General features: G+C 73.0%; 14 protein-coding genes and 1 pseudogene. 3 read left to right on the top strand and 12 right to left on the bottom strand.

Features of this window, described 5'->3' with window-relative positions:
* Positions 1 to 20: 20 nt before the first annotated feature.
* The 4 genes from FHG89_RS03180 to FHG89_RS03165 all read right to left on the bottom strand — a co-directional run bounded on the left by FHG89_RS03180 (position 21) and on the right by FHG89_RS03165 (position 5,580).
* Entirely contained in the window at positions 21 to 2,249 is a 2,229-nt protein-coding gene (locus tag FHG89_RS03180; protein WP_139582622.1) for a serine/threonine-protein kinase, read from the bottom strand.
* A complete protein-coding gene (locus FHG89_RS03175; protein ID WP_167517331.1) occupies positions 2,246 to 3,910 on the bottom strand; it encodes a S1 family peptidase in 1,665 nt (554 codons plus the stop codon). Before FHG89_RS03175 ends, FHG89_RS03180 begins: the two co-directional genes overlap by 4 nt.
* Before the next feature lie 59 nt (positions 3,911 to 3,969).
* On the bottom strand, positions 3,970 to 4,515 hold the full coding sequence (locus tag FHG89_RS03170) for a GNAT family N-acetyltransferase (RefSeq protein ID WP_139582619.1): 546 nt from the start codon (positions 4,513 to 4,515) through the stop codon (positions 3,970 to 3,972).
* Between the two features lie 72 nt (positions 4,516 to 4,587).
* On the bottom strand, positions 4,588 to 5,580 hold the full coding sequence (locus FHG89_RS03165; RefSeq protein ID WP_139582618.1) for a LacI family DNA-binding transcriptional regulator: 993 nt from the start codon (positions 5,578 to 5,580) through the stop codon (positions 4,588 to 4,590).
* 122 nt (positions 5,581 to 5,702) lie between these two features.
* Between FHG89_RS03165 and FHG89_RS03160 the strand changes: the two genes are divergently transcribed.
* Positions 5,703 to 6,263 carry a CGNR zinc finger domain-containing protein gene (locus tag FHG89_RS03160; RefSeq protein WP_139582616.1) on the top strand — a complete coding sequence of 187 codons (561 nt, stop codon included), beginning with the start codon at positions 5,703 to 5,705 and terminating at the stop codon, positions 6,261 to 6,263.
* Here FHG89_RS03160 and FHG89_RS03155 read toward each other — a convergent pair.
* The 6 genes from FHG89_RS03155 to FHG89_RS03130 form a co-directional block, all read right to left on the bottom strand.
* Positions 6,260 to 6,985 carry a VOC family protein gene (locus FHG89_RS03155; protein WP_139582614.1) on the bottom strand — a complete coding sequence of 242 codons (726 nt, stop codon included), beginning with the start codon at positions 6,983 to 6,985 and terminating at the stop codon, positions 6,260 to 6,262. The two genes, FHG89_RS03160 and FHG89_RS03155, sit on opposite strands and share 4 nt — an antisense overlap.
* A 316-nt stretch (positions 6,986 to 7,301) precedes the next feature.
* Entirely contained in the window at positions 7,302 to 7,595 is a 294-nt protein-coding gene (locus tag FHG89_RS03150; RefSeq protein ID WP_139582613.1) for a DUF6510 family protein, read from the bottom strand.
* A 32-nt stretch (positions 7,596 to 7,627) separates the two neighbouring features.
* The gene (locus tag FHG89_RS03145; protein WP_139582656.1) at positions 7,628 to 8,392 is read right to left on the bottom strand and encodes a ferredoxin reductase; all 765 of its coding nucleotides are present in this window, start codon (positions 8,390 to 8,392) and stop codon (positions 7,628 to 7,630) included.
* 7 nt (positions 8,393 to 8,399) lie between these two features.
* Positions 8,400 to 8,999, bottom strand: coding sequence for a sulfite oxidase-like oxidoreductase (locus FHG89_RS03140; RefSeq protein WP_139582612.1), 600 nt, complete (start codon positions 8,997 to 8,999; stop codon positions 8,400 to 8,402).
* Between the two features lie 76 nt (positions 9,000 to 9,075).
* Positions 9,076 to 10,098 carry a TerC/Alx family metal homeostasis membrane protein gene (locus FHG89_RS03135; protein ID WP_139582610.1) on the bottom strand — a complete coding sequence of 341 codons (1,023 nt, stop codon included), beginning with the start codon at positions 10,096 to 10,098 and terminating at the stop codon, positions 9,076 to 9,078.
* Between the two features lie 207 nt (positions 10,099 to 10,305).
* Positions 10,306 to 10,719: a DUF2267 domain-containing protein gene (locus FHG89_RS03130; RefSeq protein WP_139582608.1), complete on the bottom strand. Its 414-nt coding sequence runs from the start codon at positions 10,717 to 10,719 to the stop codon at positions 10,306 to 10,308.
* Between the two features lie 155 nt (positions 10,720 to 10,874).
* On the opposite strand from FHG89_RS03130, the gene FHG89_RS03125 reads away from it, so the two are divergent.
* The gene (locus FHG89_RS03125) at positions 10,875 to 11,147 is read left to right on the top strand and encodes a DUF2795 domain-containing protein (RefSeq protein ID WP_139582607.1); all 273 of its coding nucleotides are present in this window, start codon (positions 10,875 to 10,877) and stop codon (positions 11,145 to 11,147) included.
* A 42-nt stretch (positions 11,148 to 11,189) separates the two neighbouring features.
* Positions 11,190 to 11,858 carry a DUF1345 domain-containing protein gene (locus FHG89_RS03120; protein WP_139582606.1) on the top strand — a complete coding sequence of 223 codons (669 nt, stop codon included), beginning with the start codon at positions 11,190 to 11,192 and terminating at the stop codon, positions 11,856 to 11,858.
* Between the two features lie 206 nt (positions 11,859 to 12,064).
* Here the strand turns inward: FHG89_RS03120 and FHG89_RS03115 are convergent, their stop codons facing one another.
* Together FHG89_RS03115 and FHG89_RS03110 are read right to left on the bottom strand one after the other, a co-directional pair.
* Entirely contained in the window at positions 12,065 to 12,733 is a 669-nt protein-coding gene (locus tag FHG89_RS03115) for a hypothetical protein (RefSeq protein ID WP_139582604.1), read from the bottom strand.
* 40 nt (positions 12,734 to 12,773) lie between these two features.
* Positions 12,774 to 13,004, bottom strand: a pseudogene (locus FHG89_RS03110) (pirin-like C-terminal cupin domain-containing protein); the annotation flags it as partial.
* Positions 13,005 to 13,078 lie beyond the last annotated feature (74 nt).

Here is a 13,078-nt window from a genome sequence, read left to right as displayed (position 1 = left end):
GTTCCGGGTCGTCGTCTCGGTCACCATCGGGTGCGGGGCCGGACCGCGTTCGCCCGGTCGATCAGCACGTCGTGGTCGTCGGGGCGGTGCGCCTGCTGCCCCAGCGCCCGGTACGAGCGCTCCAGCAGAACGCGTACCGCGCGTTCGGTCGGCGGCTCGCCCAGCACCGGGCTCGGGGCCAGCGCACCGGCGGCGCCGGAGCGCAGCAGCTCCAGCGCCATCTCCCGGATCGCCGTGGTCAGCCGGTCGCGGGACTCGCCCTGCTGTTCGCCGCCGTCCAGGTGCAGCGTCGCCAGCCGCCCGACGGCCTGCTCCAGCTCGGCCGCTGTGGGCGGCCCACCGGCCAGCCGGGAGGACAGCACGCGCACCGCGGCGACCCGGGCCGCGTCGTGGTGTCGGGACAGCGCCGGGACCTCGTCGAGGATGGCGACCGCCCCGACGCGGTCGGTCGCCGCGAGCCGCAGCCGCGCCAACCCGAACGCGGCACTGGCCTGGAACGGGTCGCGCCGCCACACCGCCGCGTAGAAGCGGGCCGCCAGCACGGCGTCGCCGGCACGCTCCGCGCAGTAGCCCAGCCCGAGTTTCGGGGCGATCTCACCTGGGATGTCGCCGTACACCGCGTCGAACTGCCGCCGCGCCTCGGCGATCCGGTCGTCGGTGAGCGCCAGCAGCGCCTGGTGCCAGGCGATCCGCCAGTCCGCCTCGGCCCGCTCGCCGAGGATCATCCCCGCCTCGGCCAACGCCTCGGCCGCCGACCGGCGGTCGTCCAACGCGAGGTACGCCCGGCAGCGACCGAGTTCGACCTCCACCGACACCTGGCCCACCGTGGCGAGTTTGGCGAGCAGGCTGCGGGCATCCGGTGCGCCGACGGCGGCGAGGTCGTCGGCGGCCGGATCGTCGGGGTCGGGCCGGGGCGTCGGCAGGCCGAGAGCCACCACGTGGGCGGCGGGACGGCCGTCGTCGAGCAGCGTGGTGTCGGGGCCGTCGACCCAGGTGTGCAACGGCGGCACCAGCCCGAGACCGGCGTCGAGCAGTTGCGCGGACGGCTGGAACAGCGACACCGGCTCGGGTTGCCGCCGGTCCGGCTGGCCGGCCAGGATCTCGCGCAGCACCCCGAGCAACTGCTCGGACATCTCGGTCGCCGAGGCGAACCGCCGGTCCCACTGCGGGTGGACGGCCCGGGCGACGAGCCGGCGGAACGACTCGACGCCGAGCGCGTCGGCCGCCGCCCCCGGGGTGTCCGGGCCGGGCGTACGGTGCTCGAACAGCTCCGCCAGTGTCCGGCCGAGCGCGAACAGGTCGGAGCGGGGTGTGGCGCCCCGCGCCCGGAGTTCCTCGATGCTGACCAGGAAGTCGGCGGACCCGACGAGGTTCTCGTACGTGCCGTCGCTGCGGCGGACCCCACCCAGGTCGATCACCTTGATGCGGTCGGCCGTGCGCATCACGTTGTCGGGCTTCATGTCGGTGTAGAGCAGCCCGCGCCGGTGCAGGTAGTCCAGTGCGGCGAGGATCTCGTGGCCGTACGCGAGGATGTGGTCCAGTGGGAGCGCGACGTCGGGTTGCCGCGCGTCCCCGGCGGCCACCAGCAGCCGGCGCAGCGACATGCCGTCGAGGTAGTCCATCACGATGTAGCCGGTCGGCCCGGCAACCGGGTCGTCGTGGGTGGCGAAGTCGGTGCTGCGCACGATGTTCGGGTGGTCCACCGTGTTGAGGAACTGCCGTTCCTGGATCGCCGCGGCGAGGGCGGTCTCGTCGTTGGCGTGCAGCACGCCCTTCAGCGCGACCTCCAGGTCGTCCTGGTGGGCGTCGCGGGCCAGGTAGACCCACCCCTGGCCGCCGCGCGCCAGGCAGCGGACCACCTGATAGCGGTCGGCGACCAGATCACCGGGGCCCAGGCTGGGCAGGAAGCTGAACGGCGTCCGGCAGCGCGGGCAGAAGCCCCTGTCCAGGCCGGGCCGGCCGCCTCGGCTACGACCGACCGGGTGCCGGCCCGGGCCGGGGCAGAAGCGGGCCTCCTCCGGCACCCGTGGCGGTTGGGTCGCGTCCCCGTCGGTCGAGAAGGCCAGCACCGGCAGGGAGACGAGGCTGGCGACCGTCCAGTTGTCCCGGGTGCTCGCGAGGGGGGTCACCGCCGATGCCGTGGCCCCGCTCTGGTCGGCGGCGGGCAGCGGCGCCAGGCCACAGACGTCGCAGTAACCGGTGTCGTCGACGGTGCCGGCGCAGCCCGGCGTCCGCGTGCACGACGTCACGACACACCCCTTCCGCTGCGGGCGCCGACCCCGTGCCGGACGGCGTCGGCGTACCGGTGCACGGCCGCCGCGGCGGCCACCAGGTCGCAGGCCCCGCCGGTGAGCTGCTCGTACGCCCGGCGGTAGAGCGGGCTCAGCGCCGCGTCCTCGTCGAGGCCGTTGTCGACGGCCATGGCGAGGAAGCCGTCGAGGCGGCCGCGTAGCTCGGACCAGTCAGCCTCCACCGCGACGAGCTTTCGCCGGACCGTCTCGGCCTCGCGTACCGCACGGTCGACGGCCCGTTCGGTCGACGCGAGCCAGGCGGCCAGCGCCGACTGGTCGGCCATGGCACGCAGCGCGGTGAGGCGGATCCGCAGCCTGGTCGACCGGGACGGCACCCGCGGCGGGTCGGCGACCAGCGGGGCCACCGCGCGGTACGCCCTCTCGGCGGCGGCCTCGGTGGCCGCGAGGGTGGCGACGCGACGCGCGAGCAGGGCGAGGCGCAACCCGACGGCCTCGCCGCGGAAGGTCAGCAGCACCCGCAGGTCCCGGGTGGCGGCCTGGTCGATCAGGGGCATCACGACGTCGGAGAGCAGCGTCTCGGGATCGCCGGCCTCGTCGATGTTGTCGATGATGGACGATCGTGGGGGCAGCGCGGTGGCGCGGCCGTCGGCGGCGTCGTCGGCCGCGCCGGTCCACTCGGCGATCCGCTGGGACACCGCCTCGGTCGGGCGGCCCGTGACGTCCACGGCCAGGTCGATGCTGCCCACCGGCGGCACGTCGGCTCGGTCGTCCGCGACGGTGGGTGCTCCGGTCGGGCGCAGCTCCCGGCTGGAGCGCACCGCGGCCTGGCGTACCGCAGCCGCCGAGGCGGACCCCGGGTGGACGGTGACCACGATCAGCACGTTGGCGTCGAGCTGCTGCGTGAACAGGTCGGTGATCTGGCGGGCGACCGCCGGGTCCACCGGAAGGTGGTTGGCCGCCAGGAAGCCACGGTCGACCGACGGCGTACCGGGGACCAGGTCGCCGAGCCGGGGCAGGTGGTGCAGGATCGTCTCGACCGGGATCATCCAGGACAGGCCGCTGGCCGGGGTGGCGCCGACGCCCACCGGAGGCGCGTCGTGGCTGTCCCGGTACGTGCTGACCACCATCCCGACGACCGTCCTGGTGATGTCGTCGACCACCGCGGCGCCGCTGAAGCCGGGGCTGATCTGCGGGCCGGTGGTGGCCGCGTCCATCTGGACCCGTTCCCGTCGCGTGCCCGACGGGCCGGCGAGCCGCGCCCGCACGTACAGGCCCTGCTCCAGAGTGTCCGGAAAGCCGCGGACCACCACGTGCCGGTCCCACAGTCGCATCCGGCGCAGCGGCGCGTACGGGCCGGGCGACAGCGGTCGCGCCAGCTCCAGCAGGGCGACGTCGCCGCCGCCCTCGTCGGTGGGTGGCACCCAGCAGTCCGGTACGACACGCGCCGACACGCGCGGCGAACCGGGCTGGCCGACCAGGTCGACGCCGATCGGCCCGGTCGGGGCGGTGTACGGGTCTTCCGACGCGCCAGCGACGACGTGGGCGCAGGTAAGGATCTGACGCTCGTCGATCAGCATGCCCGCGCCCAGGACCTCCCCCCGGGGGCCACGGACACGGACCGGCCACGGCTCACTGCCATGGTCGACCGTCACCGTCACCTGTCCGAGAGTAATCGAGCCACCAAACCCCCAGTGCCCCGACCGATCGACGGACGTCGTTACATGATCGTGTCGCCGACGCCCCGGTCCGGCGCGGTGATGGCCCATCGCTCGTGGTCGCGCCACGCGCCGTCGATGAACAGGTAATCCGGCGAGAAGCCCTCCAACCGGAAGCCGAGCTTGCGGGCCACCCGGCGGGACGGCTCGTTGCCCGGTTGGATGTTCGCCTCCAGCCGGTGCAGCCCGACGGCGGTGAACGCGTGGTCGATCACCAGCGCGATGCCCGCCGAGGCGTGCCCGGTGCCGCTGTACGGCGCGAACGCCGCGTATCCGAGGTAGCCGCCGCGCAGCGCGCCCAGCACGATTCCGCTGATGTTCACGTAACCGGCGATCGCGCCGGTGGCCCGGTCACAGATCAGGTAACCGGCGCTGTCCCGGCGACGGATCCTGGCCAGGTAGCTGTCGTACTCCTCGGGGCTGCCCGGCGCGACCAGCCACGGGTGGTGCAGGTCCCGGCTGCGCCGCGCGGCGGCGACGAACTCCTCGACGTCGGTGGGCCGGGGCCGACGGATCGCGGCGGGACCACCGGTACGCAGGTATCTCACGGCCGACCACTCTGACCGACCCGCACGGCCGTGTCCAACCGGTCGGCGCGAATCGTGCGGGCGGCGGCCTGTTCAGGTCGCCGGGACCTCGGTGCTCTCCCGGGGGAGCACGGTGTGCGGCGCGATGATCTCGGCGGCCGCGGTGTCGGGTTGTCCGATCCGGGTGGTGAGGCGGGCCACGGCCTCCCGGGCGAGGAACCGGGTGTCGACGGCGACCGTGCTCAGGGTGGGCCGCGAGTAGCGTCCCTCCTCGATGTCGCCGACGCCGATCACGGCGACGTCGGCGGGGACGCGCAGCCCCGCGTCGAAGGCCGCCCGCATCGCGCCGATCGCGAGGCGGTCGGAGAGGCAGAAGATCGCGTCCGGGCGGTCCGGGCCCGCGAACAGGTCGCGGCCCGCGCGGTAGCCGTCGGCCCGGCGGTCGTGCCGGGCGGGCAGCAGATGACCGGGCAGCGGCGTCACCCCGGCCGCGCGCAGCGCGCGGTGGTAGCCGGCCGTGCCCGAACGCGGCACACCGCCGGGTCCCGAGGGGTACGCGCCGATCGCGGCGATCCTGCGGCGGCCGGTGCGCAGCAGGTGGGCGGTGGCGTCCTCGGCGGCCCCGGCGACGTCGACGCTGACCTGGTCGCACGACCCGTCGGAGCTTCCGCCCCCGATCAGCACGACGGGACGGCCGGCGGCGGTCAGTGCCCTGGCCGTCTCGCCGGGCGCACCGACCAGCACCCCGTCCACGGGCATCGGGCGGGTGCTGTTGGAGCCCTCCTCCTCGGGCCCACGCTCGACGACGACCCGGTAGCCGGCACGCCCGGCCGCGTGGACGACCTCGCGGGTGAGGTCGTCGGCGTACGGCAGGTCGGTGTCGGGCAGGACGAGGGCGAGGACGCCGACGCGCCCGGTCCGCAGGGTCCGGGCGAACGCGTTCGGCCGGTAGCCCAGCTCGGCGACGGCGGCCTCGACGCGACGGCGCACGTCGGCGCTCACGTGGGGGTAACCGTTGACCACGTTGGAGACAGTCTTGACCGACACCCCGGCGAGCCGCGCCACGTCCTTGAGCGTGGAAGCCACGACCCGTCCCTCCCCGACATGTCACACCAGCAAAACGACTTCGCCGGTGTAGTTCCGACCCTCGCAGGCGATTTCACACCTGTCAAGGCGATACGGTGGTGTCACAGCGAGGGGGGTGGCCGGTGGACGACGACGTCGCGGTGCCGGCGGCCGCCCGGCTGATCCGGGACTTCGTGAACACCTTCGAGCCGCAGATCGACGACGAGACGCTGACCAGCCCGGACCGGCTGCGCGACTGGTTCGCCGAGCGGCATCTGCTGCCGGCCGGCGTACACCTCGGGCAGGCTGACCTCGACGCGGCCGTGACGATCCGCGAGGGCCTGCGCGCGGTGCTGCTCGGCCACGCCGGCCACCGCGCCGACCCCGGCGCGCTCGATCGCCTCAACCAGGCGCTGGCGGCGATGCCCGTCGCGCCGCGCTTCACCGCCGACGGCCACCGGCTGGTCGCCGTCGGCGACACCCCACTGGACCAGGCGGTCGCCGGGCTGGTCGACGCCATCGGTGAGTGCGCCGCGGACGGCTCCTGGCGGCGGCTCAAGGTCTGCGCCCGCGACACGTGCCGCTGGGCGTACTACGACGCCTCCCGCAACCAGGCCCGCCGCTGGTGCTCGATGGCCGGCTGCGGCAACTACATCAAGATGAGGCGGGCGTACGCCGTCCGCACGGGTCGCGCACCGTCCTAGGCGGCACCGGGGTGGGTCACCAGCCGGAACTCGGTGCCGTCCGGATCGGCCAGCACCAGCGACCCGTCGTGCCCGTCGCCGACCCGGCTGGCCCCGAGGGCGAGCAGGCGGTCGACCTCCACCCGCAGGTCGTCGCCGACGCCGGGAACGAGGTCGAACGTCACTCGGTCCCGGCCCCCGTTCGGCATCAACGGCGGACCACCCCAGGTGATCTTCGGACCGCCCAGCGGCGACTGGATCGCGGTCTCCTCGTCCTGGTCCCAGACCAGTGGCCACCCGAGCGCCTCGCACCAGAAGTAGCCGACGGCCCGGGAACCGTCGCAGGACAGGTCACCGAGGAACCCACAGCCGGCGAGGAACGTGTTGCCCGGGCCGAGGACGCAGAACTCGTTGCCCTCGGGGTCGGCGAGCACGACATGGCTCTCCTCGGGGAGCTGGCCGATGTCGATGTGCCGTGCGCCCAACTCCAGCGCCCTGGCGATCGTCTGCCGCTGGTGCTCCAGGGAGTCGCTCGTCAACTCCAGGTGCGCCCGGTTCTGGACGACCTTCGGCTCCGGCACGAGGGGAAAGCGCAGCCGGAACCCGGTGTCGTCGCCGGGCAGCAGCATCACGCCGTGGTGTGGGTCGTCGACCAGCTCCCGGCCCAGCATCTCGGACCAGAACCGCGCGACACGAAGGGGTTCGTTGGCGCCGAAACACACAGCGAAGAGGTGGCTGGTCATGGCTGCGCTCAGCTCCGATCCGAGGACGGGAGGGCCGGCCGGCCCGGGGACCGGAGCCTATGAGCGGGCCCGGCCAGCCGCACCCCTTTATTCGACTCGCTCACCCCGGCAGGAAACCGAGTCGGTCAGGTGGGATCGGCGCTTTCGTGCCGCACGGGTGTCGCGGCGGCGTCCAGTGCCGGCACGAGCGGCACGGCGACTGGACGGCCAGTCTCGGGATCGTCAAGGTCCTCGACCGCCGCACCGGCGACACCTATCCCGACCTGTCGTGGGAGCCCAAGGCCGCCTTTTGGCTGATCGACGGAGTCAGCTCGCGTCAGAGCGGCCCGGGGCGGGTCTGCTCCATCGGCATCGGGACCTGGAGGTAGGTGGTGCCGCGCATGTCCAGCCAGGCCCGGTCCGGCCCGCGGACCAGCCGCACCATCACCTCCTTACAGGACGGGCAGCGCGCCACCAGGCCCGGGGCGTGCGAGTAGACGTGCAGGCTGGCCATCGAGCCGGTCATCCCGCAGTTCTCGCAGCGGCCCATCGCGGTGCTCAGGTCGACGGTGAACAGCTCGCGCATCGGGCCGTCGAGCATGTTGCCGTCCAGGTACGACATCTCGGTCATCGGGTCTCCTTGAACCTGCCTCGGGCGGACGGTCAGCCGGTGGGGCCGAAGCGTTCGGTCTTGACCTGCCTCGACGGATGGCCCATGGCCACCAGCAGGTCGGCCACGGTCTCCACGAACGCCGTCGGGCCGCACACGTAGGTGAGCGGTTGCAGGTCCGGCGGCCAGCCGTGGGTGTTCACGTCGGCGAGCCCGATCCGGTGCGGATCGCCGCGCCAGCCCTCGGGCGCCTCGCGCGTGTACACGTACGCCACATCCAGGCCGAAGTCGTCGCGGACCCGGCGGCGCAACTCGTCGGCGTAGATCACGTCGGTGGGGGTGCGCACCGAGTAGATCAGCCGGAACGGCACCCGGCTGCCGGTCGCCCGGCGGGCCCGGATCATCGCCATCAGCGGCACGATGCCGGAGCCGCCGGCGACCAGCTGCACCGGTGCGGTCTCCTCCGGCCGCCAGATGAACCAGCCGCCGAGCGGTCCGCGGACCTCCACCGGGTCGCCCTCGCCGAGGACATCGATCAGGTACGGGGACACCTCGCCGTCGTGCACCCGCTGGACGGTCACCTCGATCCGCGGCCCGCCCGGGCCGTCCACCACCGGCCCCGCAATCGAGTACGACCGGGCCGCCTGGTAGCCGTCCGGGGCGGTCAACCGCAGGTCGACGTGCTGCCCGGGCAGGTGCCCCGACCAGTCCGGCACCTCCAGCACCAGCGTCTGCGCGGTAGGTGTCTCCACCCGCCGCTCCACCAGCCGGCCGACCTGCCAACGGATCGGCGTGCGGGCCGGCGTGCCCGTCGCCACGGCGCGCTCAGTCACCCTGGTACCGCTGCTCGCGCCACGGGTCGCCGTAGTCGTGGTACCCGGCGGTCTCCCAGAAACCTGGCTCGTCCATCGTCTTGAGCCGGATGCCGCGCACCCACTTGGCGGACTTCCAGAAGTACAGGTGCGGCACCAGCAGACGCGCCGGGCCGCCGTGCTCGGCCGGCAGCGGCGCACCGTCGAACGTGTGCGCCACCCAGGCCCGGCCGCCGCGCAGGTCGTCCAGCGGCAGGTTCGTCGTGTACCCGCCGTAGGAGTGCGCGAGCGCGAAGTGCGCGCCGGTGTCCACACCGTCGAGCAGCGTGTCCAGGGAGACGCCGTGCCAGGTGGTGCCGAGCTTGGACCAGTGGGTGACGCAGTGGATGTCGACAGTCGGCGTCTCCTGTGGAAGCGCCATCAACTCCTGCCACGACCACCGGAACTCGTTGCCGTTCTCGGCGGTGATGACGAACTCCCAGGTGTCCAGAGACACCCGGGGTGTCGGGCCGGCCGACAGCACCGGAAAGTCCTCGGTCAGGTACTGACCGGGTGGCAGGGCCGGCTCCTGCGATCGGGGCCGACCCTGAAAGCCCGGTGACACGATTCCCATTGCACAGTCGTACCATCCGCGCCGGCCGGGACGGGAGCTTTCCCGCGTACCCCCTCGTTGCCCCGGCGCGGCGCGGTCAGTGCCGCTCCGTGACGACCTCGCGCTGCTCGGGCGTGCCACCGCGGGTGGCGCGCAGACTGGTGAGCGTGACCACCACCAGCACGCCGATGATCACGCCGAGCGAGGCCAGGGTGGGGATCTGCGGGACGCTCTCCCAGATGCCGTGCGCCCAGTGCAGACCCAGCTTGAGGCCGATGAACGCCAGGATGATCGCCAGGCCGTAGCTGAGGTGCACCAGCCGGCTCAGCGCCGCGTGCAGGACGAAGTAGAGCGCCCGCAGGCCGAGCAGGGCGAACGCGTTGGTGGCGAAGACCAGGTACGGGTCCTCGGTGATCCCGTAGACCGCCGGCACCGAGTCGACGGCGAAGACCACGTCGGTGGCCAGCACCGCCACCACGACCAGGGCGAACGGGGTGAGTGCCCGCTTCGCGCCCTGCCGGACGGTCATCCGGGTGCCGTGGTACTCGTCGACCACCGGCATGATCCTGCGCAGCAGCTTCACCGAGCGCATCTTGTTGATGTCGACTTCCTGCTGGTGCCCGGACAGGGCGTCACGCAGCAACTTCACCGCGGTGGCGATGAGGATGATCGCGAAGAGCAGGAACGCGAAGTCGAGGGTCTGCAACGCCGCCGCGCCGAGGGCGATGAAGACCGCCCGCAGCACCAGCGCGCCGGCGATGCCGTAGAGCAGCACCCGCTGGGCGAGCACCGCCGGCACCGCGAACGCGGCCAGCAGCAGCATGAAGACGAAGAGGTTGTCGACCGAGAGCGACTTCTCCACCAGGTAGCCGGTCAGGTACTCCACGCCCTGTTGGGTGCCGTAGCGCGCCCAGATCCAGCCGCCGAACGCCAGCGGCAGCGCTATGTAGAACGCCGACCAGCCGAGCGCCTCCCGCATGGACACCTCGTGCGGGCGGCGCGTGACCAGGAAATCCAGCACCAGCAGGAGCAGCACACCAGCGATGGTCACCGCCCAGAGCGTGGGGGTGCCCACCGACGACAGCTCACTGGCGGCGGACAGGTACGACACTTCGGTCATGGGGCCTCCTCGAACACCGTGTCATGTTCGAGGTCTCCTTCACCCACCACCTGGTGGGCAATCACCCGAGGCGCGCCGGGCGCGCCGTACTGACCGGAATGATTCGTGGGAAGTACTCCCCTCGCACGCACAAGGTTAGGCCAGGCTGATTCGCCGCGCCAAACGGGAGAGCGGTGGTTGCCCTGGTAAACCGCTGTGTGTCCATCCTCAGGGGGCGCGGCGCAGCGTCGCGCCCGGCGCCATCGCCTGCTCCACCAGCCCCCGGTAGTCGCGGGGCAGCTGGGTGGCCACGTCGTCGAACTCGCCACCGGTGATCGCCTCGCGCAGCGTCGTGAAGACCGCCCGCACGGCGTCCCGGGCGGCAGGCTCCTGCACATCGGCCCGCAGCGCGACCCGCGCCACGAACTCGGCCGCACCGAACCGGTCCGCCTGCTCGGTGCTCGGGCTCGGCTTGAGCACCAGTTGCAGCGGCTGCGGCAGTTGCGCCGCCAGGTCCAGCACCTCGCCGCCGGTCAGCCGCTCGCCGAGCGTCTCCAACACGGCCCGGGTCAGCTCGACCGCCCGCTCGGACGACGTCGACGTGCGCTGGGAAACCTGGTCGATGAAGGTGTCGTAGTTCATCCCGTACTCCCTCGGGTCGGGTCGGCGCCTGCGGGTACCCGCGGCGGCCGGGTGGAAACGGCGCCGGATTTCCCGTCGGGGCGGGCGTGACGCGACGGCGGGCGGGTAACCGCCGCCGGTCGTGACCACATCGATGCCACGAGGGAGCCGCTGCCATGGCGAGCTACGCCGACGTCCTGCAGTACCTGTCGAGCCTGGACTACCCGGCCGAGAAGGACGACGTCGTCCGCGAGGCCGAACGCGAGGGCGCCCCGCCGGACGTCCTGAAGGCGTTGCGCGCCCTGCCGCCGGTGGACTACGCCAACGGCACCGAGGTGGCCCGGTCGGCCGGCATCGAGGCAGCCCCCGAGGTCAGCCCGTCGCAGCGGGCCGTGCAGGCCCGGGACAAGACGCACAACCGGGTCTCGCAGCACCTGCGCGGCATCTGAACCGGCGGTGAAGGCCCCAGCCCCGGCGCGTCGGGCGCCGGAATGACCCGCACCGGCCCGCTGTCGCGCCCGCCGGACGGGCACACCCCGGCCGCCGCCCAACTCGCCCTGGTGGGGGCCGTCGGCGTCGTCGTGGGTGCCGGCCTCGCGCTGGTGCTACCGGCGTCGCTCGCCCCGCTCGCCGGGTGGGACGCGGCCGCGCTGAGTTGGTTGTTGCTGGTGTGGCACAAGATCTGGCCACTGGACGCGGGCCGCACGGCGGCGCTCGCCGTGCACGAGGACCCCAACCGGGCCATCCGCGACGTGCTGCTGCTCGTCGCCTGCTCGGCCAGCCTGCTGGCCGTGGGGCTGGTGGTGGCCAGCGCGCACGCGGCGCCCGCCGGCCTGGGCCGCGACCTGTACGGCGGACTGGGCGTGCTCAGCGTGCTGCTGTCCTGGTTGGTGGTGCACACCGTGTTCGCCACCCGGTACGCCCGGATCTACTACACGGGCCCGGACGGCGGGGTGAACTTCAACCAGCCCGGACCGCCGCGCTACTCCGACTTCGCGTACGTCGCGTTCACCATCGGGACCACGTTCCAGGTCTCCGACACGAACCTGACGAGCAACGAGATGCGGCGTACCGTCCTGCGGCACTCGATGCTGTCGTACCTGTTCGGCGCGTTCATCATCGCCGTCACGGTGAACCTGCTGGCGGGCCTGGCCCGCTGAACGCCGGGACAGGCGGGCGCCCCCGGGTCACGAACCGCGACCGGGGGCGCCAAACCTGCCCAGGCGGTGAACCGCGCCCGAACCGGATCGCGATCACCAGGCGGTGGATGCCCGCTCGAACCGAGCGGCCAGCACTGCCGGGTACAACCATACGACAGAACATCCTCCATACGGTCAGTTTTTGCGGAACTGTGGGCCAGCGCACCTCACGGGCGGCCGGTCAGCTCCCCGTACCGGTGCTCCAGATCCACCCGTGCCAGCGCCCCCACCAGCCAGGCCAGCCGCTCCGACTCGCCGCTGGCCAGGCCCGCCAGATCGTCCGCGGAACGGCCCAGGCCGAGCCGCCGCGCCGCGGCCAGTGCCCGCCGGTCGGCCACCGGGGCGACCTCCCGCCACAGCGCCTGCGCCTCCCGCAGGAACAGGTCGACGACCTGCTCGTCGACCCCGGGCAGGTCGGCCAGCAACGCCCGCTCCCGGGCCGGATCGTGGTGCGCCACCGACCGCAGCCGGCGCAGATCGCCCCGATACCGCTCCACCACCGCACGCGCCAGATCACCCAGTGCGGCAGCCAACGCGTCCACGTCGCCACGCTGACCGCTGTCACGCAGCACCCGCACCCGGTCCTCGTGCAGCGAACGGGCCAGTCGGGCGGCGCTGTCCCAGCCCTCGTCGCGCAACGCGAGCGCACTGTCCAACGCCCGCCGGAAGTCACCACGACGGGCCAGCAGCACCGCGAGGTAGAGCACCTGGAACAGGCTCGCCGGGTTGTTGGTGACCCGGAACCCGTACTCCTCGGCGAAGCCCCGCCCGCTGCCGGCGAGCCGGCGGGCCAGACGTTTCCGGTCCTCGACGGGAGTGATCAGAGTGGTCGGCATGCCGGCGACTACCCGCGCGACCGCCGGCCACACGCGCAGCTCAGCCGTGCAGACCGCCGGTGCGGTCCCGGGCCTTGAGGCGGGTCGTGGGCAGAGCCGGGGCCGGCAGCGGCGGCGCCGGATCGTCGGCGACCACCCCGAACCGCCGCCCCGCCATCCAGTCCTCCCGGGCGGCGGCCACCTCCTCGTGCGAGCGGCCCACGAAGTTCCACCACATCACCAGCGGCTCGTCGAACGGCGTACCGCCCAGCAGCAGCAGTCGCGCCCCCGCCTGTCTCTTATACACATCTCCGAGCCCACGAGACCGGAGCCTATCTCGTATGCCGGGTTCTGCTTGAAAAAAAA

It is taken from the genome of Micromonospora orduensis, from assembly GCF_006228125.1.
GTDB lineage: Bacteria > Actinomycetota > Actinomycetes > Mycobacteriales > Micromonosporaceae > Micromonospora > Micromonospora orduensis.
The sequence above is the reverse complement of the archived record's forward strand: the minus strand, read 5'-3'. Positions and strand labels throughout refer to the sequence as shown.

What these genes read in the sequence shown, in the direction of transcription:
- FHG89_RS03140 (WP_139582612.1), bottom strand. Translation starts at nt 8,999, where the DNA reads ATGGGAATCGTGTCACCGGGCTTTCAGGGTCGGCCCCGATCGCAGGAG.
- FHG89_RS03130 (WP_139582608.1), bottom strand. Translation starts at nt 10,719, where the DNA reads ATGAACTACGACACCTTCATCGACCAGGTTTCCCAGCGCACGTCGACG.
- FHG89_RS03155 (WP_139582614.1), bottom strand. Translation starts at nt 6,985, where the DNA reads ATGACCAGCCACCTCTTCGCTGTGTGTTTCGGCGCCAACGAACCCCTT.
- FHG89_RS03120 (WP_139582606.1), top strand. Translation starts at nt 11,190, where the DNA reads ATGACCCGCACCGGCCCGCTGTCGCGCCCGCCGGACGGGCACACCCCG.
- FHG89_RS03135 (WP_139582610.1), bottom strand. Translation starts at nt 10,098, where the DNA reads ATGACCGAAGTGTCGTACCTGTCCGCCGCCAGTGAGCTGTCGTCGGTG.
- FHG89_RS03150 (WP_139582613.1), bottom strand. Translation starts at nt 7,595, where the DNA reads ATGACCGAGATGTCGTACCTGGACGGCAACATGCTCGACGGCCCGATG.
- FHG89_RS03115 (WP_139582604.1), bottom strand. Translation starts at nt 12,733, where the DNA reads ATGCCGACCACTCTGATCACTCCCGTCGAGGACCGGAAACGTCTGGCC.
- FHG89_RS03125 (WP_139582607.1), top strand. Translation starts at nt 10,875, where the DNA reads ATGGCGAGCTACGCCGACGTCCTGCAGTACCTGTCGAGCCTGGACTAC.